Genomic DNA, 23,384 nt, shown 5'->3' on the forward strand with positions numbered 1-23,384 from the left:
AGGATTAGAACCACATACGACGTTAGCACGAAGCCCGCTCTGACTGCGCTGTTTAGCCCCTAAGTCAAAGACGTTGAACCCGCCCCCCGTCATGCCGGAGGCTCGATTAGGGCCGGGGACGAATGGCCGCCCCGGCCACGGTGATTCCCAGGAACCGATTGCCGTTGGCAGAGGGAGTTAATTGTGCTGGCATTACATCTGCTGGACGACGACGTCATGGTGATCGAGGAAATCGTCCGGGACCTCTCCCAGCGTTACCAGACCGTCGAGTCCGCTGATTTCCAGCGCGAGAGCCGGACGTATGCCGAGGAACTTCCGCGACGTCTCCGCAGGGCGCTCAACGAGTTCCGCCTCGCGGAGCCGTCCGGAATCCTGCTGATCTCCGGGCTTCCGGTGGACGACGCGAGGATCGGCCCGACCCCCGCGGACTGGAAGAACAAGCCGGTGCCCTCGCCCACCATCGGGCACGACATCGCGTTCTTCCTCATCGCGTCCCTGCTGGGAGACCCCATCGGATGGGCCACGCAGCAGGGCGGCTACATCATGCACGACGTCTTCCCGATCAAGGGCTACGAACACGAGCAGATCGGCTGGAGCAGCGAGGAAACGCTTGTCTGGCACACCGAGGACGCCTTCCACCCGTTGCGCACCGACTATCTCGGCCTGCTGTGCCTGCGCAATCCCGACGAGGTCGAGACGACCTATGTCGACGTTTCCGACGTGCGTATCGACGATGATGTCAAAGCCATTCTGTCACAGGAACGCTTCTACATTCTTCCGGATGACTCGCACCGCCCGGCGAATCGGGCCGCGGTGACCGACGAGGATACGAAGGTCGCGGATCTACGGAAACGCAGTTACCGGCAGGTCGACCTGGCGCTGGACACTCCTGAGCCTGTTGCGGTCCTTTTCGGCGACCCTGACGACCCATATATCCGCATCGATCCGCACTACATGGGCGGGATCCAGGAAGAGAACGCGGGTAAAGCGCTTGCCGCATTCGGGACGGCGCTGGATTCCGCGATGACCGGGGTCGTCCTCAAGCCGGGTGACATCTGCCTCATCGACAACTACAAGGCCGTCCACGGGCGCAGCCCCTTCAGCGCGCGCTTCGACGGGACGGACCGCTGGCTGCGCCGTCTGAACGTGGCGAGGGACCTGCGCAAGTCCCGGGAGTTCAGGCTGAGCGCCTCCTCCCGTGTCATCTACTAGCCGAACCGTCATCGGACACGTCCCCGAAGGCAGGAGTCAGCGTGACCCACGACGCACCGTCCGTACCCGCGCCCGAGGGCGCCGCCACACCGCCGTTCGGTGAAGGCGCCGAGTCACCGGGGGACCGGTGCCTGCTCGAACTGTTCGCCGAGCGGGTGCGCCGCGCCCCCGAGGCGACGGCCGTCGCCTCGGACGGGGAGTCGCTCGACTACGGGCGGCTCGACGCGCGGGCCAACCAGCTCGCGCACCACCTTCGCGCCTGCGGCGTCGGCCCGGACACGCTCGTCGGCGTCTTCGCGGAGCGCGGCGTGGAACTCGTCGTGGCGCTACTGGGAGTGCTCAAGGCCGGCGGCGCCTATCTGCCGCTGGACCCGGACAACCCGGCCGGCCGCCTGGCCTTCGCCATCGGCGACGCGGGCGCGGCCGCCGTCGTGACCCAGGCGCACCTGCGGGCTCGGCTGCCCGCGACGGCCGCGCGGGTGGTCTGCCTGGACGACGAGGGGCCGACGATCGCGGACCGGCCGGTCACCGAGCCCGACCGCCGGGCGGGCCCGATGAACCTGGCGTACGCGATCTACACCTCCGGCTCCACGGGGCGCCCCAAGGGCGTGCTGGTCGAGCGGCGGCAGCTCGCGAGCTACCTGGCCTGCTGCGAGCGCGACTACCCGGGGCTGGCGGGGGTCGCGCTGCTGCACTCGTCGACGTCTTTCGACCTGGCGGTGACCGCGCTGTGGGGCACCCTCGCCGCGGGTGGCCGGATCGAGGTCGGCGAGCTGGACGGCGGCCGTCCCGGCGGCTCCGGAGACCGGCCGTCGTTCCTGAAGATCACCCCCAGTCACCTGCCGATCCTGGAGAACCTGCCGGAGGACCGCTCGCCGACGGCGGAACTGGTGATCGGCGGGGAGGCACTCCAGGGCGAGGTGCTCGACCGGTGGCGGGCACGGCATCCCGGGGTGACGGTGGTCAACGAGTACGGCCCGACCGAGGCGACGGTCGGCTGCGTCTCCTTCCGGGTCGAGCCGGAGGCGGGGCCGCTCCGGGGACCCGTCGCGATCGGCCGCCCGATGCGCGGCACCCGCGCCTACGCACTGGACCGATCCCTGCGACCCGTCCCGGAGGGCGTACCCGGAGAGCTGTACGTGGCGGGCGCCGGGCTGGCCCGCGGCTACCACGGCAGGCCGGGAGCGACCGCCGAGCGCTTCGTCGCCGACCCGTACGGCGGGCCGGGCGAGCGGATGTACCGCACCGGAGACCTGGTGCGGCGCCTGCCGGGAGGGGATCTGGAATACCTGGGGCGCACCGACGACCAGGTCAAGATCCGGGGCTATCGCGTCGAGCCGGGCGAGGTCGAGTCGGCGCTGGCCGGACATCCCGCGATCGCCCAGGTCGCCGTGGTGCCCTCCGGTGAGGGCTCGGGAGACACGCGCCTGCTGGCCTATCTCGTCCCGGCGGGCGAGGCGGCCCCGGCGGCGGCGGAGCTCCGCGAGTTCCTGGCCCGGACACTTCCCGAGCACATGATCCCCTCGGTGTTCCGCACCCTGGACCGGCTGCCGCTGGCGGCCAGCGGCAAGCTCGACCGCGGGGCACTGCCCGCGCCGACCCGGCAGGACGGCACGGACGCCGGTTACGGAACCCCGCGCAACGACGCGGAGCGGGCGATCGCCGGCATCTGGGCCGAGGTACTGGGCGTCGACCGGGTCGGTGTCGAGGACGACTTCTTCGAGCTCGGCGGGAACTCCCTGCTCGCCTTCCGGGTGCTCCCGCGGATCAGGGCGGCACTCGGCGCCGAGCTTCCCGCCCGTGCCATCTTCAAGCTGCGCACGATCGCCGCGCTGGCGGCGTCGGTCACCCCGGCCGCCACCGGGACCGGCAGTGGGGCCGGCAGTGGGGCCGACGGTGCCGTCGTGCCCGTGCCCCGCACCGGGGACCTGCCGCTCTCCTTCGCGCAGCGGCGGTTCTGGTTCTTCCACGAGTTCGACCCCGAGGCCGCCGACTACAACGTCCGGTTCGGCTACCGGCTGCTCGGCGAGCTCGACCCCGCCGCGCTGGAGTCGGCCCTGCGCGAGTTCGTCGCCCGGCACGAGTCGCTGCGGACGACCATCTCCTCGACCGGCGGCGAGCCGGTCCAGGTCGTCCACCCCGCAAAGGGCCTTCAGGTCCCGCTGACCGTCGTGGACGCCTCCGGGCTCGGCGAGGAGGAACTGGAGCGCCTGCTGCGCCGGGAGGTGAGCCTCCCGTTCGACCTGGGACGCGGCCCCGTGCTGCGGATGACGCTGCTGCGCCGTGCCGAACGTGAGCATCTGCTGGTGCTGGCCGTGCACCACTCGGTGATCGACGCCTGGTCCATGAACGTGCTCGCCGACGAGCTGAGCAGGCTGTACGGCGCCGCCAGGGAGGGCGGCCGGGCCGAGCTGGCACCGCTGGCCGTGCAGTACGCCGACTACGCCGTCTGGCAGCGCGAACGCTGGACGGAAGAGGCCATGCGGGACCAGCTCGGCTACTGGCGGGAACAACTGGCCGGTCTGTCACCCCTCGAACTGCCCACCGATCGGCCGCGCCCGGCGGTGCGCTCCTCCGCCGGAGCGGCACACCGCTTCACCCTGCCCCCCGAGCTCACCGCGGCGCTCAACGGGCTCGCCGCGCGCAACGACGCCACGCTGTTCATGACGCTGGTCGCCGCCTGCCAGGTACTGCTCGCCCGCTACTCCTCCCAGCGGGACATCGCGGTCGGCACCCCCATCTCCGGGCGCGACCGCCCCGAGCTGGAACCGCTCATCGGCTGCTTCATCAACACCCTGGTGCTCCGGTCGGCGGTCGACGGGAACCTGTCCTTCACCGACTTCCTCGGCCGGGTGCGCGAGACCGTGCTCGGCGCCTTCGGCAATCAGGACGTCCCGTTCGAACGCCTGGTGGACGAGCTGAGCGACGGCCGCGACCCGAGCCGGACCCCGCTGGTCCAGGCGATGGTGGCGCTGCAGAACGTACCGGAGAGGCCGCTGGAGTTCACCGGCGCGCGCACCGAGGGCTTCCGGCTCCCGCACGTGTCGGCGATCTTCGACCTCACCCTGGAGTTCGTCGAGCGCGACGGGGCGCTGGACGTGATGATCGAGTACAGCACCGACCTGTTCGACCGGGAGACGGCCGAGCGGATGGCCGGTCATCTGGAAGTCCTGCTGGCCACGGTGGCCAAGGACCCCGACCGGCCGCTCGCCCGGCTGCCCCTGCTGACCGAGGCCGAGCGGCGGTCCCTGGCCGGATGGAACGGCCAGGTCAGGGACCGCCGCGCGGACCTCCCCGTGCACCGCCTGTTCGCCGAGCGGGTCCGGCGGGCACCGGACGCCGTCGCGCTGGAGTGCGGGGAGCGAAGGTGGACCTACGCCGAGCTGGACGAGCGCGCCAACCGGGTGGCCCACCGCCTGCGCGCCCTCGGCGTGGGTCCTGACGTGCCCGTCGTGGCGTGCGCGGAGCGCGGCCCCGAGCTGGTGGCGGGGCTCCTCGGCGTGCTGAAGGCCGGGGGCGCGTACGTGCCGCTCGACCCGGACACCCCACACGCGCGGCTGGCCTACGTGGTGGCCGACACCGGCGCGCCGGTCGTGCTGGTCGATCGCGCGACGGAGGTCCGGGCCCGCGGCCTGGACGCCATGGTCGTGCCGCTGGACGCGGGCGACCCCGGCGAAACCCGCCAGGCGGTCACCGAGCCGGACATCGCCGTGGCCGGCGGGGACCTGGCCTACATCGTCTACACCTCCGGTTCCTCGGGCCGTCCCAAGGGCGTGATGGTCGAGCACCGGAACCTGTCCGACCTGTGCGCCTGGCATGTGGCGGAGTTCGAGGTGGTCAGCGAGGACCGGGCCTCGCAGGTCGCGTCGCTGGGATTCGACGCCGCCGTGTGGGAGGTGTGGCCCTACCTCTGCGCCGGAGCCCGGGTGGCCCTGCCCGACCGGGAGACGCTGGACGATCCCGCCGCGCTGGTGGACTGGTTCGCCAGGATGGGCACCACGATCTGCTTCCTGCCCACGCCCCGGCTGGACTCCGTCCTGGACGAGCCCGGATTCGCCGCCACCGGACTGCGCGCGATCCTGACCGGCGGGGACGTGCTCCGCCGCCGCCCGCGCCGGGGGACGCCGTACCGGCTGGTCAACAACTACGGTCCCACCGAGGCCACGGTCGTCGCCACCGCGGGCGACGTCACCTGGCAGGACGCCGGCCGGGCCGGGGGGCTGCCCCCCATCGGCTCGCCCGTCGCCAACACCGCCGCGTACGTCCTGGACGGCTACGCCAACCCGGTGCCCGTGGGGGTCGCCGGTGAGCTGTACCTCGCGGGCGCCGGTCTCGCCAGGGGCTACCTGAACCGGCCGGACCTGACCGCCGAGCGGTTCGTCGCCGACCCGTTCGGAGCCCCGGGCGGCCGGATGTACCGCACCGGGGACCTCGTCCGCCGGCTGCCCGGAGGGGAGCTGGAGTATCTCGGCCGCACCGACCAGCAGGTGAAGATCCGCGGCTTCCGGGTGGAGCCGGGGGAGATCGAGAGCGCGCTGCAGAGCCACCCGGGCGTGGCCGGGGCCGTCGTCGTGGCCACCGAGGCCAGGCCTGGCCACGAGCGCCTGGCGCTGACCGGATACGTGGTCCCCGCCGGTGACGCGGAGCCGGATCCCGCCGAGCTGCGAGCCTTCGCGGGCACGGTGCTGCCGGACCACATGGTGCCCGCTGCGATCGTCGTCCTGGAGGAGTTCCCACTGACCGTGCGGGGCAAGGTGGACCGTGCCGCCCTGCCGGCTCCCGGCGCCCCGCGGGACTCAGACGGCGGGTACGTCCCGCCGGGCGACTCGGTGCAGCGGGAACTGGCCGGGATCTGGGCCGAGGTGCTGGGCGTCGACCGGGTCGGTGTCGAGGACGGTTTCTTCGCCCTCGGCGGCGATTCCATCCTCGCCATCCAGCTCACCTCCAGGGCGCGGGGGGCGGGTCTGCGGCTCACCTCCAGGGACCTGTTCCGCTGGCAGACGATCGCGGCGCTGAGCCCTCACGTGACCGAGGTGCGAAGCCCCGGGAGCACGGAGGGCACAGAGGGCACGGAGAGCGCAGGGCCGGGCGGCCGGGCGCCGCTGACCCCCATCCAGCACTTCCTCTTCGAGAGGTTCACGGTTCCCGAGGTCTTCAACCAGTTCGTCACCGTGGAACTGGCGGACGACGTCGACGAGACGGCCCTGCGGGCGGCGGTCGCGGCACTGGTCGAGCGGCACGACGCGTTGCGGTCGCGCTTCGAGGTCACTCGGGGAGAGTGGTCGCAGCGCGTCGTGCCGGCTGGGGAGGAGGTGATCCTGCGCGGGGCCGACCTGTCCGGCGTCGCCGACGCCGAACTCGACGCCGCCGTCGAGCGGGAGACGGCGGCCGCGCAGGCCCGTGTCGACTTCGGCGACGGGCCGCTGATCGCGGCGGTACTGCTCAGCACCGGCCGTGGGCCGCGGCTGCTGCTGACCGCGCACCACCTCGTGGTGGACGGCGTGTCGTGGCGCATCCTGCTGGAGGACCTGCGCACCGCGTACCGGCAGATCCTTCAGGGAGAGAGCGTCGACCTCGGGCCCAGGACGACCTCGTTCCAGAACTGGAGCCTCCGCCTGGCCGGGCACGTCCAGGCCGGGGGCTTCGACGACGAGCTCGGCCACTGGGCGAAGGTGAGCCGTGCCGGGGCCGCGGCGGCCCTGCCCCTCGACGGCCCCGGCAACGGGCCCCTCGGCGGGCCCCTCGGCGGGCCTTTCGGCGGGCGGGGCCCGAACACCGTGGAGAGCGTCCGCGAGGTGTCCGTCGAACTCGACGAGACCACCACCCGGGCCCTGCTCCGCGAGGTTCCCGGCGTCTACCGCACCGAGATCACCGACGTGCTGCTGGCCGCCCTGGCCCGGGTCGTGTCCGGATGGGCCGGGCGCGACCGCGTCCTGCTCGGTCTGGAGGGCCACGGACGGGAGGAGATCTTCCCCGACATGGACCTCACGCGCACGGTCGGGTGGTTCACCAGCTACTTCCCCCTGGCACTGGACGTCCCCCGCGGACAGGATCTGGGCGGCCTCCTCAAGTCGGTCAAGGAGCAGGTGCGGGCGGTTCCCCGGCGCGGCCTGGGGTACGGCGCGCTGCGTTACCGGGACGGGTCCGCGCTCGCCGGCGATCCCGTCCCCCAGATCTGCCTCAACTACCTCGGCCGGTTCGACACCGAGGCCGGGGACGGGGACCTCTACCGGGAGATCTCCGGCATCGAGCTGTTCCAGGATCCGCGCGACAACCGGCCGCACGTGCTCGACGTCGTCGGCTCCATCAGGTCCGGACGGCTCCAGGTCACCTGGTACTACTCGCCGAACCTGCACGAGCCCGCCACCGTCGAGCGCCTGGCCCACGAGTTCGCCGCGACCGTGGAGCGGATCGTCGGGCACTGCGCGGAGCCGGGCGCGGGCGGCCGCACCCCCTCGGACTTCCCGCTGGCCCGTCTGGACCAGGCGAGCCTCGACGCGCTGGTCGGCACCGGCCGCACGGTGGCGGACGTCTACCCCCTCACCCCCACCCAGAGCGGCATGCTCTTCGACTGCCTGATGGCGCCCGGCTCCGACGTCTACACGGCCCGGTTCGAGATGGTGGTCGAAGGGGTGGCCGCCCCCGAGGCGCTCGGCGAGGCGTGGCGGCTCGTCGCGGAGCGGACCCCGGTGTTGCGCACCTCCGTCGCCTGGGAGGGGCTCGACCACCCGCTCCAGGTGGTCCACCGGAAGGCCCGGCTGCCGATCGCCCATCACGACTGGCGTGACCTGCCGGAGGAGGAGCAGGGAGCGGAGCTGGAGCGGCTGCTCGCGCGGGACCGGCAGGCCGGGCTGGACCTCGCCGCGTCCCCGCCCACCCGGCTGGCGATCATCCGGCTCGACGACACCCGGGTGCGGGTCGTCTGGACCCTGCACCACATCCTGCTGGACGGGTGGAGCGTCCACCGGCTGCTCGCGGACGTGCTCTCCTGTTACGCCGCGCGCCGCGAGGGGCGGGACTGGCGGCCGGCGGCCCGCCGCCCCTTCCGCGACCACGTCGAGTGGCTGCTCGGCCTGGACGACACCGACGCCGAGGCGTACTGGCGCGAGGCGCTCGCCGGGTTCACGGAGCCGACGCCCCTGCCGTACGACCGGCCGCCCGCGCCGGACCACCGGCCCAGGGCGGCGGGCCGGGTGAACGTGAAGCTGCCGGCCTCGGTCTCCCGGCGGCTCGCCGAACACGCCAGGAACGGCCGGCTCACGCTCAACACCCTCCTGCAGGGAGCCTGGGGGATCCTGCTCTCCCGCTACGGCGGCGAGCCGGACGTCTGCTTCGGCGCGACGGTCTCCGGCCGTCCCGCGGACCTGGCCGGCGCGGAGTCCATGATCGGCATATTCATCGAGACGCTGCCGGTCCGGGTCGCCGTGGACGAGAGCCGCGCCCTGCTGCCGTGGCTGCGCGAGCTGCAGGAGGAGCAGGCGCGGGCGCGCGAGCACGACTCCGTGTCGCTGCCCCGGGTGCGCTCCTGGAGCGAGCTGCGACCCGGCGCCCAGCTCTTCGAGAGCGTCGTGGTCTTCGAGAACTACCCGATCGACCACGCCCCGGCCGGCGCCGCCGGCGTGCGGCTGCGGGACGTCGACGCCGCCGAGGTGAACGGTCACCCCCTCAACCTGGTCGTCTATCCGGGCGAGGAGCTGTCCTTCGTGCTGCTCCACGACGGGGCGCTGTTCGAGGCCGCGACCGTACGGCGGCTCGGCGAGAACCTGGCCGCGCTGCTGGAGGAGATCGCGGCCGACCCGGAACGGACCATCGGGTCGCTGCCCTCGCAGACCCGGCGCGAACGGCGCCGGATGCTGGTGGAGTGGAACGACACGGCCCACGACACCCCCGCGCGGTGCGTGCACGAGCTGTTCGCCGAGCGGGCGCGCGCCGTTCCCGGCGAGCCGGCCGTGGTGTCGGAGGGGGAGAGCCTCGGCTACGCCGAGCTGGACGAGCGCGCCGACCGGCTGGCGCGCCACCTGGCGTCCCTGGGGGTGACCGTGGAGTCGCGGGTGGCCGTCCTCCAGGCTCGCACGGCCGACGCGCTGGTCTCGATGCTCGCGGTGCTCAAGGCCGGCGGCACCTACGTCCCCCTGCACCCGAGCTACCCGCCCGACCGGCTGCGCTGGATCCTGCGGGACACCGCGGCGGTGGCCGTGCTGACGGACCGGGCGACGGTCTCGAAGATCGGCGGGCTCGGGGCGCGGGTGCTGGTGGTGGACGGCGACGCGGCTCTGGACGGTCCCCCGCTCGCGGGCCCGGCCGCCGTGGCCGACCCCGACCGGCTGGCGTACGTGATGTACACCTCCGGCTCGACCGGGGTCCCCAAGGGGGTGGCGGTCACCCACCGCAACATCGTGAGCCTGGCCACGGACCGGCGGTGGCGCTCGGGAGGGCACGAGCGTGTTCTCTTCCACTCCCCGCACGCCTTCGACGCGGCCACCTACGAGATGTGGGTCCCGCTGCTGGCCGGCGGCCGGGTGGTGGTCGCCCAGGGCGAGCTGGACGCCCGGAGCCTGCGGCGCCTGGTCGCCGGGCACGGCGTCACCGGGATGTTCCTCACCACGGCGCTGTTCAACCTCTTCGCCGGGGAACTGCCCGAGTGCTTCGCCGGGCTGCGCGAGGTGTGGACGGGAGGCGAGGCCGCCTCGCCGGCGGCGATGCTGCGGGTGATGGAGCGCTGCCCGGCGACGGAGGTGCACCACTGCTACGGCCCCACCGAGGCCACGACCTTCGCCACCTGCCGTGAGATGACGCCGGAGCTCGCCGGGTCCGGTGCCGCGCCGATCGGCCGCCCGATGGACAACACGCGTGCCTACGTGCTGGGCCGCGATCTCGCTCCGGTACCGCCTGGCGCCCCCGGCGAGCTGTACCTCGCGGGAAGCGGTCTGGCCAGGGGCTACCTCGGCAGGCCCGCGCTCACCGCCGAGCGGTTCGTCGCCGACCCGTTCGACGCCGGGGGCCGCCTGTACCGCACCGGGGACAGGGTCCGCTGGAGCGCGGACGGCGACATCGAGTTCCTCGGCCGGACCGACGACCAGGTGAAGATCCGCGGGTTCCGCATCGAGACCGGCGAGGTCGAGGCCGCGCTGCGGGCCCGGCCGGACGTGGCCGAGGCGGTGGTCGTCGTGCGCGAGGAGGCGCCGGGGCGCAGGTATCTCGTGGGCTACGTGGTGCCGGTCGCGGGATGCGCGCGGCCCTCGCCCGCGGACCTGGCCCGGTCGCTGGCCGAGCGGCTGCCCGCCTACACGGTCCCCTCCGCGTTCGTGTCCCTGGAGCGGCTGCCGCTGAACGCCAGCGGCAAGGTGGACCGGCGGGCGCTGCCGGAACCGGAGAGCAGGGGAGCCGTGTGCGCCGCCTACGCCGCCCCGCGCACCCCGACCGAGGAGGCCCTCGGCCGGATCTGGGCGGAGGTGCTCGCGGTCGAGCGGGTCGGGGTGGACGACAACTTCTTCGACCTGGGCGGCGACTCCATCACCAGCCTGCGGGTGACCTCCAGGGTGCGGCGCGCGTTCGACGTCGAGATCTCCCCGAGGGAGCTCTTCACCGCCCCGACCGTCGGCGCCCTGGCCGAGGTGGTGCAGGACATGATCCTGGCGTCCTTCGAACGGGTCGCCCAGAGCCAGGGCTCGTGAACAGGCCAGCGGAACCCGGACGGGAGAACACATTGAACGCCCCCTCTTCGCGTGACGGCCGGGTGGCCGCACTGCCCGACCACCTGCGCGAGGCGATGCTCCGGCGGCTGGCCGGCGAGGCCCCCGCCTCCCCGGAGAGGGAGGGGATCCCGCGGACCCCCTCGCGGGAGGCGTCGCCGCAGTCACCGGCCCAGCAGCGGCTCTGGTTCAGGTACGAGCTGGACCCCCAAAGCGCCGAGTACATCGTCCCGCTGGTGCTCCGGCTGACCGGTGACCTGGACCTGGACGTGCTCAGGCTCGCCGTCGACCGCCTGGTGGAGCGGCACGAGTCGCTGCGCACCACCTTCGACTCGGTGAACGGCAGGGGCGTGCAGACCGTACAGCCGGCCGCGGAGGTGCCGATCCAGGTCACGCGGGCGCGCGTGCCCGCGGACGGCGACCGTGAGGCGCCGGTGCGCGACTGGCTGCTACGGGAGGCGGAGCGCCCCTTCGACCTGCGCCGGGGCCCGGTGTTCCGGGCCGGACTGCTGAGGCTCGGGCCGGATGAGCACGTGCTGGCCCTCAGCACGCACCACATCGTCACCGACGGCTGGTCCATGGGCGTGTTCGCCGAGGAGTTGAACGCGCTGTACGCCGCGGGGATCGCGGGCGAGCCGTCTCCGCTTCCGCCGCTGCCCCTGCGTTACGCCGACTTCGCCTCCTGGCAGCAGGACCGGGTGTCCGGTACGGCACTGGACGGCATGCTCGCCCACTGGCGCGAGCGGCTCGACGGGCTCGCCCCGCTGGATCTGCCCACCGACCGGCTGCGGCCGCCGGTCAGGACCTCGGCGGGCGCGGCCCATGTCTTCGAGGTGCCCCCGGCCGTGCTGTCGCGGCTGAGGGAGACGAGCCGCGAGCACGGCGCCACCCTGTTCATGACCCTGGTCGCCGCCGTGCAGATCCTGCTCGCGCGCTACTCCGGGCAGCGGGACGTCGCGGTCGCCACCGCGACCAGCGGCCGTGGCCGGGTCGAGCTGGAGGGGCTGATCGGCTTCTTCGTCAACACTCTGGTACTGCGCTGCCAGGTCGACGAGTCCCTGCCGTTCACCGCCTTCCTGGGCGAGGCGCGCTCCACGGTCCTGGACGCCTTCGACAACGACGAGGTGCCCTTCCAGCGGCTCGTGGAGGTCCTGCGGCCCGAGCGCGACCCCAGCCGGCTCCCGCTCGCCGAGGTCGCGGTCAACCTGCAGAACGCGCCGCGCGGGGCCGTCGAGCTGCCCGGCGTCCGGGTGGAGGAGATCCGTCCGCCGGTGCTGGTCGCGCCCATGGACGTCTCGTTCGACTTCTACGAGCGTGACGGCGCGCTCGTCACCCACCTCGGATACAGCACGGACCTGTTCGATCCGGCCACCGCCGGGCGCATGGCCGGTCACCTGCTGACACTCCTGACCGCGATCGCGGACGACCCGGACCGGCCGATCGCCGACCTTCCCCTCCTGGACGCCGCGGAACACCGGCTGCTGACCGACACCTGGTGCGGCGAGGGCGGCGGCCCCGCGCCGCGCACGGTTCCCGAACTGTTCGCCGAGCAGGTCGCGGCCGACCCCTCGGCGGTCGCCGTCGTCCACGCCGGGCGGAGCCTCACCTACGGCGAGCTGGACGGGCGGGCGGACCGGCTGGCCCGGCTGCTGGCCGGGCGGGGCGCGGGTCCCGAACGGATCGTGGCCGTGGCCGTCCCCCGGTCGGCCGAGACCGTCGTCGCGATCCTCGCCGTCCTGAAGAGCGGTGCCGCGTACCTGCCGCTGGATCTCGACCACCCGGCCGAGCGCGTCCGGACGATGGTGGAGGACGCCGCTCCCATCCTCATCCTGACCACCACCGAGGTGGCGGAGCGGCTGCCGGGGGGCGTCCCCCTCGTCACGCTGGACGCGCCGGAGACCGTGGCCCCGCTCGCCGAGCAACCCCGGACGCTCCGCTCCGACCCCGCGCATCCCGCCTACGTGATCTACACCTCCGGCTCCACCGGGCGACCCAAGGCGGTCGTGGTGCCCCACACCGGCCTGTACGACATGGTGCTCACCCAGCGCGAGCGGCTGGGCGCGGGGCAGGGGACGCGGGTGCTGCAGTTCGCGTCCTTCAGCTTCGACGGGGCCTTCTGGGAGCTCATGCTCGCCCTGCTGTCCGGTGGCACGCTGGTGGTCGCCACCGCGGAGGAGCGGGCGCCGGGAGCTCCGCTGGCCGAGCTCATCGGCTCCGAGCGTCTCACCCACCTCACCCTGCCCCCGACCGCGCTGACCGTGCTGCCCGCCGACGCCGTCCCCGAGGGGACGACCCTGGTCGTCGCGGGTGAGGCGTGCCCCCCGGGCCTGGTGCGGGACTGGTCGGCCGGACGGCGGATGTTCAACGGCTACGGGCCGACCGAGTCCACGATCGGCGCCACCATGACGCGGGCGCTGACTCCCGACGACGCCCGCACCGGGACGGTGCCCATCGGCCGCCCGTTCCGCAGCGTCCGCGCCTACGTGCTGGACGACCGGCTGCGTCCGGCGCCCGTCGGCGTCCCCGGTGAGATCTATCTCGCCGGGCCCCGCCTGGCCCGCGGCTACCTGCGCCGTCCCGGACTGACCGGCGAGCGGTTCGTCGCCGACCCGTACGGCCCGCCGGGCACCCGCATGTACCGCACCGGCGACCGCGCGCGCTGGCTGCCGGGAGGCGAGCTGGAGTACGCGGGCCGCGCCGACGACCAGGTCAAGATCAGAGGTTTCCGGGTCGAGCTCGGCGAGGTCGAGGCCGTCATGTCCGGGCACCCCGCGGTGGACACGGCGGCGGCGGCCGTCAGCTACGGCACCCGGGGCGACCTGCGCCTCGTCGGTTATCTCGTCCCCGCCGCCTCCGGCGGACCCGACCCGGCCCAGCTGCGCGCCTTCCTGCGGGCGAGACTGCCCGAGCACATGGTGCCCTCGGCGTTCGTCACGCTGGAACGCCTGCCGCTGACGGTCAACGGCAAGGTGGACCGGCGCGCGCTGCCCGAGCCCACCGGCGACCGCGAGGCCGGGACACGCTACGTCGAGCCCCGCACACCCGCGGAGAGGATCATCGCCGAGGTCTGGTCGGAACTGCTCGGCGTGGACCGGGTGGGCGTGGACGACAACTTCTTCGACCTCGGGGGCGACTCCATCCTGGGCCTGCGGGTCGTGGCCCGCGCCCGCGAGGCCGGGTTGCGCGTGACGGCCAGACAGACCTTCCTGCGCCAGACCGTCGCGGAACTGGCCGCGGAGGCGGTCGCCGAGGAACAGCCACGCGCCGAGCAGCGGGCGGTGTCGGGAGAGGTCCCGCTCACGCCCGTGCAGCACTGGTTCTTCGAGAACCTCGCCGACAGCGTCGACCGGTTCAACCAGGCGATGTTCGTCGAACTCGATGAGGAGCCCGACGAGGAGGCGTTGCGCGCCGCCCTGGCCGCGCTGCCCGCCCACCACGACGCCCTGCGCCTGCGCGCCGAGCACGACGGCGGGCGGTGGCGGCAGCACAACGCCGCCGCCGAGGACGGCGAGCCGCTGCGGCGGATCGACCTGTCCAAGATCGGTGCCGCCGACCGGGAGACGCGGATGCGCGAGGAGATCCTGGTCGCGCAGCAGGGGTTCCGGCTGGACACCGGCCCGCTTTTCCGGGCGCTGCTCTTCGTGCTCGGCGACGCGCACCGCCCCCGGCTGTTCCTGACCGCCCACCATCTCGTGGTCGACGCCGTCTCCTGGCAGATCCTGCTGCCGGACCTGGAGACCGCCTACCGGCAGGCCGAGGCGGGCCAGGACATCCGGCTCCCCGCCAAGACGACCTCCTTCCTGGAGTGGGCCCACCGTCTCGCGGACCACGTGGCGGCGGGCGGCCTCGACCACGAGCTGGACCATTGGACCCGCCTGGACGAGGTCGCGGCCGGGGCCGCCGCGCTGCCGGTGGACATCGCCGGAGAGCACGGGACCGGCGGGCACGGCGGGCACGGCGGGCACATCGAGAACACTGTCGCGTCCACGCGTACCGTGACCGCGCGGCTGAGCGCGGAGAGCACCCGGGCGCTGCTGCGCGACGTGCCCGAGGTCTACCGAACCCAGATCAACGACGTGCTGCTCGCCGCGCTGGGCAGGGTGCTGTGCGAGTGGACCGGCGGCGACACCGCCCTCGTCGAGATGGAGGGCCACGGCCGCGCCGACCTGTTCCCCGGCGTCGACCTGTCGCGGACCGTCGGCTGGTTCACCACGGTCTTCCCCGTCGCGCTGCGCCTCCCGGCCGCGCCCGGCTGGGGGGAGACGCTCAAGTCGGTCAAGGAGCAGCTTCGCGCGGTGCCGAGCCAGGGGCTGGGATACGGCGCGCTGCGCTATCTCGGCGCGCCCGGCGGCCGGCCGCCGGGCCGCGTTCCCCAGGTGGGGTTCAACTACCTCGGGCGCGTCGAGGCCGGATCCGGCGGCCGAGGCGGGCTGTTGCGCGGGCGGCTGCCCCACCCCGGCGCCGAGCGGAGCCCGGGGCAGATCAGGCGGCACCTGCTTGAGATCACCGGGCTCGTCGACGGCGACGAGCTGGAGTTCCGCTGGACGTACTCGGCGGCCGTGCACCGCGGGGAGAGCGTCGAGGCGCTGGCGGAGCGGGTGATGTCGGCGCTGGCGGAGATCGTCGAGCACTGCGCGGAGCCGGGCGCGGGCGGCTGCACCCCCTCGGACTTCCCGCTCGCCGGGCTGGACCAGGCCACGGTGGACCGGCTGGCCGGCGACGGCAGGGGAATCGAGGACGTCTACCCGCTGACGCCCATGCAGCACGGCATGCTCTTCCACTCGCTGGCCGAGCCCGAGTCGGACATCTACGCCGGTCACTACTCGATGGTCCTGGAGGGGGTCACCGATCCGGTGGCGCTGGCCGAGGCATGGCAGTGGGTCGTCGACCGCACGCCCGCCCTGCGTACGGCGGTGATCTGGGAGGGCGTCCCCGAGCCCGTGCAGGTGGTCCACCGCGGGGTGCGGCTCCCCGTCACCCACCACGACCTCCGGGACCTGCCGGAGGCCGAGCGGCGGCAGGCGGTGCGGCGGCTGTGGGAACGCCGGGCCGAGCGGCGGCTGGACCTGGCCGTCGCGCCGCTGGCCAGGCTGGACCTCGTGCGGCTGTCCGAGACCGAGGTGCGACTGCTGTGGGCGGCCCACCACATGACGCTGGACGGCTGGAGCTCCTCGCACGTGCTGTCGGAGGTGTTCGAACAGTACGCCGCCCTCACCACGGGGCGGACCGGCACGGTGACGCACCGGCCGCCCTACCGGGAGTACGTCGGGTGGCTGGCACGCCAGGACCAGGCCGAGGCGGAGCGGCACTGGCGGGGGGTGCTCGCGGGCATGACCGCGCCGACCCGGCTGCCGTTCGACAGGCCGGTGGCGCGGGCCCACGGGGCGCGTTCCTCCAGGGAGGTGCGGCTACGGCTGCCGGAGGAGCTGTCCGGGGCGCTGTACGAGTGCGCCAGGGACGCCCGGCTGACCGTCAACACCCTGTTGCAGGGCGCGTGGGCGCTGCTGCTCTCCCGCTACGCGGGGGAGCGGGACGTCTGCTTCGGCGCGACGGTCTCCGGCCGGCCGGCCGGGCTCGCCGGTTCGGAGTCGATCATCGGGCTCTTCGTCGACGTGGTGCCGGTCAGGACGGAGGTGGCCGGCACCGAGCGGGTGATGTCCTGGCTGCGGGGCCTGCAGGACGCGCAGGCCGCGTCCCGCGAGTACGAGTACCTGTCGATGGCGCGGATCCACGCGTGCGCCGAGGTGCCCAGGGGCACCAACCTGTTCGACAGCGTCGTGGTGTTCGAGAACTACCCGTACGACCCCGACGCGGCGGCCAGGCACGGGTTGCGCGTGCGCGACCACCGGGGCGAGGAGCAGACCAACTACCCGCTCACGCTCACCGCCCACGCGGCACAGGAGCTGACCCTGGCGCTGGGGTACGACCCCGCCTCGTTCGACGAGCCGACGGTGGAACGCATGGCGGGGCACCTGGAGACGGTCCTCGCCGCGATCGTGTCCGCCCCCGAGAGCCCGGTGGCGGACCTGCCGGTGCTCACCGCGCCCGAGCGGGAGCGGTTCCTGGGGGAGTGGAACGGCCCCGCCGTGGAGTTCACGCCCGCCAGGTGCGTCCACGAGATCTTCACAGAGCAGGCCGGGCGCACCCCGGACGCCGTCGCCGTCAGCCACGGTGACGGCGAGCTCACCTTCGCCGGGCTGGAGGAGCGGGCCAACCGGCTGGCCCACCGCCTGGTGGAGCTGGGGGCGGCCCCCGGCATGCCGGTGGGGGTGTGCGTCGAGCGCGGCGTGGACGCCGTGGTCGCGCTGCTGGGGGTGCTGAAGGCGGGAGGCGCCTTCGTGCCGCTCGATCCCGGCTACCCGCCCCGGATGCTGGCGACCATGCTGGAGGACGCGTCGGCCCCGGTCGTGGTGACCCAGCGGCGGCTGCTGGACCGGGTGGCCGGGTCCCCGGCGTCCTTCGTCTGCCTGGACCGGGACCGGGCCGTCCTCGACGGCCTGCCCGCGTCGCCGCCGGACGTCGCCGTGACCCCGGCGGACCTGGCCTACATCGTCTACACCTCGGGATCCACCGGCCGCCCGAAGGGGGTGATGGTCGAGCACCGCAACGTCCACCACATGGTGCGCGCCTGGGACGCCCGCTACGGACTGTCCGGGACGCGGCCTCGGTCCCTGTCGGTGTCGAGCCTCTCGGTGGACCTGTTCTTCGGCGACTTCCTGCTGTCGGCCCTGTTCGGCGGGACGATGGCGGTGTGCCCGGCCGAGGCGGTGGCGGACCCGCCCGCCCTGCTGGAGACGCTGGCCCGCACCCGGGCGGAGATCCTGGTGACGGTCCCGTCACTGGCCAGGGCACTGGTCCAGGAGGCCGGGCGGCGCGGCGTGCGGCTGGATTCGCTGCGCGTCCTGATGGTCGGCTCGGAGGGCTGGCCGGCCGGCGACTCCGAGGAGGTGTTGCGCGGGGTGGGACCGGACACCGTGGTCGTCAACGCCTACGGCGCGACCGAGACGACCGTGGACTCCACGGTCTTCCAACTGGGCGGCGATCCGGTGGGCGAGGCGGCGTTCGTCCCGATCGGACGGCCACTGGTCAACACCCGCGTCTACGTGCTGGACGGGGAGATGCGCCCGGTGCCGCTCGGTGTCGCCGGAGAGCTCTACATCGGCGGCGACGGGGTGGCGCGGGGCTACTGGAACCGTGCCGAGCTGTCCGCGGAGCGGTTCCTGACCGACCCGTTCGCGCCCGGCGCCGAGGGCCGGATGTACCGGACGGGAGACCTGGTGCGCCGCCGCGCCGACGGGAACCTGGAGTTCATGGGACGGGCGGACGACCAGGTCAAGATCAGGGGATTCCGGGTGGAGCTGGGCGAGATCGAGTCGGCGCTGGCCCGCCACCCCCGCGTCGCCGCCGCCGCGGTCGCCGCCTGGGAGGACGCCCCCGGCCGCGTCCGGCTGACGGGCTACGTGGTGCCCGCGGGCGAGCCGGCGGACGCCCGGGAGCTGAAGGAGTTCCTCAGCGGGGTCCTGCCGGGACACGCCGTACCGTCGGGGTTCGTGACCCTGGAGGCGCTGCCGCTGAGCCCGAGCGGCACGCTGAACCGCCGCGCGCTGCCCGACCCCGGCAGGGGCGCCGACCCCGGCGCGGCGTACGTCGCCCCCCGCGACGCGACCGAACGCCTGCTGGCCGCGACCTGGGCCGAGGTTCTCGGAGTGGACGCCGCCCGGGTCGGGGTGCACGACAACTTCTTCGACCTCGGCGGCGACTCGATCCTCAGCATCCAGATCATCTCGCGGGTCCGGGCCGCGCTCGGCTCGGCGCCGCCGCCCAGGCAGCTCTTCGACACGCCGACCATCGCGACGCTCGCCCCCCTGCTCGGCGGGGCCGACCCGGGCGGCGGCCGGCGCGAGATCGAGGTGGTGGACCGCGACGACGACCTGCCGCTCTCCTTCGCCCAGCAGCGGCTGTGGTTCCTCGACGCGTTCGAACCCGGCGGCACCGGATACAACACGGCCCTCGCCCTGCGACTCCGCGGCGAGCTGGACGCCGGTGCGGCGCGGATCGCCCTGCGGCGGCTGGTAGGGCGGCACGAGTCGCTGCGCACCACGTTCGGTGACGTCGGGGGACGGGGCACGCAGACGATCCATCCCCCCTCCGAGGCGGCCTTCGAGGCGGCCTTCGAGACGGTGGACCTGGAGGGGACACCCGCGGGCGAGCGCGAGGCCGCGATGTGGCGGCAGCTCGAACAGGAGGCGTCGCGCCCCTTCGACCTGCGGCGTGGCCCGCTGTTCCGGGCCGTGCTGATCCGCCTGGACGCCGCCGACCACGTGCTGGCGCTGCTCATGCACCACATCGTGACCGACGGGTGGTCGATGGGGGTGCTCACCGAGGACTTCGCCGCCTTCTACTCCGTCGAGACGCGCGCCGAGACGCGCGGCGAGCGGCGCGAACCCGCGCCGCTCCCCATACGGTACGCGGACCACGCCGCCTGGCAGCGGGAGCACCTGGAGGGGCCGGCGCTCGACGGGCACATCGGCTACTGGAAGCGGCGGCTCGACGGGATCGCCCCGCTGGCACTGCCCGTGGACCGGCCGAGACCCGCCGTGCGCGCCTCCGCCGGCGCGACGCACACGGTGGAGATGCCGCCCGAGGTGGTGGACCGGCTGCGGACCGTGGCGCGCGGGCACGACGCCACCCTGTTCATGGTGCTGGCCGCCGCCACGCAGCTGCTGCTCGCGCGCTACTGCGGCCAGCAGGACGTCGCGGTGGGCACGGCGACCTCGGGCCGCAACCGGGCCGAACTGGAGGGGCTGGTCGGTTTCTTCGTCAACACCGTGGTGCTGCGCTCCCTGGTGGACGAGTCCTCGTCCTTTGGGAAACTGCTCTCCCAGGTCCGTGCGACGGTACTTGACGCGTTCACCCACGACGACGTGCCGTTCGAGCGGCTGGTGGAGATCATGCGGCCCGAGCGGGACCCCAGCCGCACCCCTCTGGTCGAGGTCATGGTGGTGCTGGAGAACACCCCGGCGCGGGAGGAGGACCTGCCGGGGCTGCGCGCCGAGACGCTGCCCGTCACGAGCGGCGAGGTCAGCCACGACCTGATCGTGAACTTCTACGAGCACCGGGGCGCGCTGACCGTGGCCGTCGCCTACAGCACCGGCCTGTTCGACGAGACCACGATCGAGCGCATGACCAGGCACCTGGTGATGCTGCTCGACGCCGTGGCGCAGGATCCGGAGCGCCGGTTGTCGGAGGTTCGCCTGCTGACCAGTGCCGAGCGCGAGCGGTCGCTGGTGAAGTGGAACGACACCGGCAGGGAGATCCCGCGGGCCGACCTCTCCAGGCTCTTCGAGGACCAGGTCGCCGCCACCCCGGACGCGACCGCGCTGGTCCGCGGGAACCTCACGCTCACGTACGCGGAGCTGAACGCGCGCGCCAACCGGCTCGCCCATCATCTGGGCTCGCGGGGTGTCGGCCCGGAGACGCTGGTGGGGCTGGCCTTCCCTCGGACGGCGGACCTGGTGGTGGCGGCGCTCGCGGTGCTCAAGACGGGCGCCGCCTACCTGCCGCTGGACCTCGACCACCCGCCGGAGCGCGTCGCGCTCCTCCTCCGGGACGCCGGCCCCGCGCTGGTGCTGACCGCCGGAGCCGAGGCCGAGATCCTGGCCGGTGCCTTCGAGGGGGTGCCCCGGATCCTTCTCGACGACCCCGAGGTGCTCGCCGCGCTGGACGGCTGCCCCGTCACCGACCCCGTCACCGGCGGATTCCATCCGGACGGCGCGGCCTACACCATCTACACCTCGGGCTCCACCGGCAGACCCAAGGGGGTGGTGGTCTCCCGGGGCAACCTGCGCAACTTCCTGGTGGACATGCGGGACCGGTTCGGCCTCGGCCCGGGCGACCGCCTGCTGGCGATGACGACGGTCGGGTTCGACATCGCGGGCCTGGAGCTGTTCATGCCGCTGATCAGCGGTGCGGCGGTGGTGCTGGCCGGCCGCGAGCTGGTCCACGACCCCTGGCGGCTGCGACAGGTCATCGCCGAGGAATCCGTGACGGTGATACAGGCGACGCCCAGCCTCTGGCGGGCGGTGGCCGAGGAGACCGGCCAGGTCCTCGCGGGCGTGCGGGTCCTCGTCGGCGGCGAGGCGCTGCCGGCGGACCTGGCCGGGACGCTGGCGGCCTCGGCGCGGTCGGTGACCAACCTGTACGGGCCGACGGAGACCACGATCTGGTCCACCACGGCGGCGGTCGAGGCGGGGAACACGGTGGCGCCCCCCATCGGAGTGCCGATCGCCAACACCCGGGTGTACGTGCTGGACCGGCTCTGCCAGCCGGTGCCCCCGGGCGTGCCGGGGGAGCTGTACATCGCCGGGGACGGCGTGGCCCGCGGCTACCTGGGCCGGCCCGCGCTGACCGCCGAACGCTTCGTCGCCGATCCGTTCGGTCCCGCCGGGGCGCGGATGTACCGTACCGGGGACATGGTCCGGTGGCGGGCCGACGGCGTGCTGACCTTCCTGGGCAGGGTCGACGACCAGGTGAAGATCCGGGGGTTCCGGATCGAGCCCGGTGAGATCGAGAGCGTCCTGCTCGGCCACCCGGGCGTCGCGTCCGCGGCGGTGGTGGTCAGGGAGGACCGGCCGGGCGACCGGCGGCTGGCCGCGTACCTGGTGCCCGCGGGGGACACGCCGCCGTCGGTCGCGGAGCTGCGCGACCACGCCAGGCGTTCCCTGCCCGGTTACCTGGTCCCCGCCTTCTTCGTCCTGCTGGAGGAGCTTCCGCTGACGTCGAGCGGGAAGGCCGACCGGCGCGCGCTGCCCGCTCCCGAGGGCGGTGCGGGGGCCGGGCGCGTCGCCCCGCGCGACGCGGCCGAGCGGCTGCTCGCCGGGATCTGGGCCGAGGTCCTCGGCATCGAGGCGGCCAGGATCGGTGTGCAGGACAACTTCTTCGACCTCGGCGGCGACTCGCTGCTGACCATGCAGGTCATCCACCGGGCCAGACACGCGGGGCTGCGCCTCTCGCCCAAGGATCTCTTCCTGCACCAGACCGTGGCACGGCTCGCGACGGCGGCCGGGCCGGGAGAGGCGCCCGGCCCGCGGGTGGACGGCCCGGCACCCCTGACACCCGGCCAGCGCGAGTTCGTCGAGACCAGGGGGGCGTCCCCGCACCTCCTCGCCAGGCCGGTCCTCGTCGAGCTGGCCGAGGGGACCGCCGAGAAGGGACTGCGCACGGCCCTGGCCGCGCTGGTGGCCCGGCACGACGCGCTGCGCTCGCGCTTCGAGCACACGGACGGCTCCTGGTGGCAGCGGGCCGCGCCGTCGGCCGCCGCCGGTGACCCGCTACGCCGGTTCGACCTCCGGGCCGCGGCCGGATCCGGGGCGGGAGAGGCCGCGGAGTCCGGCCCGCCGGAGATCACGGCCGTGCGGGAGGCGGTGGACAGGTTCGCGGCCGACGAGGCGGCCCGCGGCCTCGATCCGGCCGGGGAGTCGTTCCGGGCCTCGCTGCTGGACTTCGGGCCGGGCCTGCGGCCGTGGCTCTGCCTCACCGTGCACCCGCTGGCGGCCGACACCCGGTCCTGGCGAATCCTGCTCGACGACCTGGAGCGGGCCTATCGGCAGTCGGTGGCGGGAACGCCGGTGGACCTGGGACCGGAGCCCTCCTCCTTCCAGCACTGGGCGGGGATGCTGGCCGGGCACGCCGCGGAGGGCGGGTTCGACGAGGAACTGGCCTACTGGACCGCGCTGCCCGAGACCGCGCCGCCGCCCGGGGGGCCGGGTGAGGTGCCGCCGGTCGCGGGCGAGGTGTCCGTCTTTCTCGGGGAGGGCGAGAGCGGCGCGCTGCTGCGCGCGGCGCCCGCGGCGTTCCGCGCCGGGACCGGGGACGTACTGCTCGGCGCGCTGGGGCGGGTGCTGTGCCGCTGGACGGGCGCTGACCGTGTGCTGGTCGAGCTGGAGGGGCACGGCAGGGAGGAGATCTTCGACGGGGTCGACCTCTCCCGCACCGTCGGCCGGTTCGCCGGCACGTTCCCCGTCGTGCTCGGGGACACGCCCGGCGGGGCCCCGCCCGACTGGCCCGCGATCGTCAGGGCCGTACGTGGGCGACTGCGCGCCGTTCCGAGCGCCGGCCTGGGCTACGGGGCGCTGCGCCACCTCGCCCCGCGGGGCTCGGCTGCCCCGCGACCGCCGGGAGGGGACCGGCCAGGGGTGGCCTTCGCCTTCCACGAGCCGGTCGACCCGGGCGAGAGCGTTCTCTATCGCTCGTTCCACTCCCCGCCGCCCGCCCGCCGGGCGGAGCCGGTCGCGCCGGGCACCCGGCCCCTGGAGATCACCGCTTACCCGGCGGACGGCAGGCTGCGTTTCGACTGGCGCCACGTGGTCGGCGTGCACGACCGGGCCACGGTCGAGCGCCTGGCGGAGGACCTCCTGGAGGCGCTGCGCGCCGTCGCCGCACACATCGATCCGGCCGCCGGCCGGGCGGAGAGGGAGTGAA

General features: G+C 73.9%; 3 protein-coding genes. All 3 read left to right on the forward strand.

All coding sequences use genetic code 11. The features are described 5' to 3' along the window. Positions 1 to 183: 183 nt before the first annotated feature. Genes gntD through ACWD3H_RS17600 form a run of 3 tightly spaced genes read left to right on the forward strand, consistent with a single transcriptional unit; the run spans position 184 to position 23,383 of the window. The gene (gene gntD / locus ACWD3H_RS17590; protein ID WP_451955702.1) at positions 184 to 1,212 is read left to right on the forward strand and encodes a guanitoxin biosynthesis L-enduracididine beta-hydroxylase GntD; all 1,029 of its coding nucleotides are present in this window, start codon (positions 184 to 186) and stop codon (positions 1,210 to 1,212) included. A 41-nt stretch (positions 1,213 to 1,253) separates the two neighbouring features. Then, positions 1,254 to 10,886: an amino acid adenylation domain-containing protein gene (locus tag ACWD3H_RS17595; protein ID WP_451955703.1), complete on the forward strand. Its 9,633-nt coding sequence runs from the start codon at positions 1,254 to 1,256 to the stop codon at positions 10,884 to 10,886. A gap of 32 nt (positions 10,887 to 10,918) precedes the next feature. Further along, the gene (locus ACWD3H_RS17600; RefSeq protein WP_451955704.1) at positions 10,919 to 23,383 is read left to right on the forward strand and encodes an amino acid adenylation domain-containing protein; all 12,465 of its coding nucleotides are present in this window, start codon (positions 10,919 to 10,921) and stop codon (positions 23,381 to 23,383) included. Position 23,384 lies beyond the last annotated feature (1 nt).

Source organism: Streptosporangium sp. NPDC002607 (assembly GCF_053592655.1).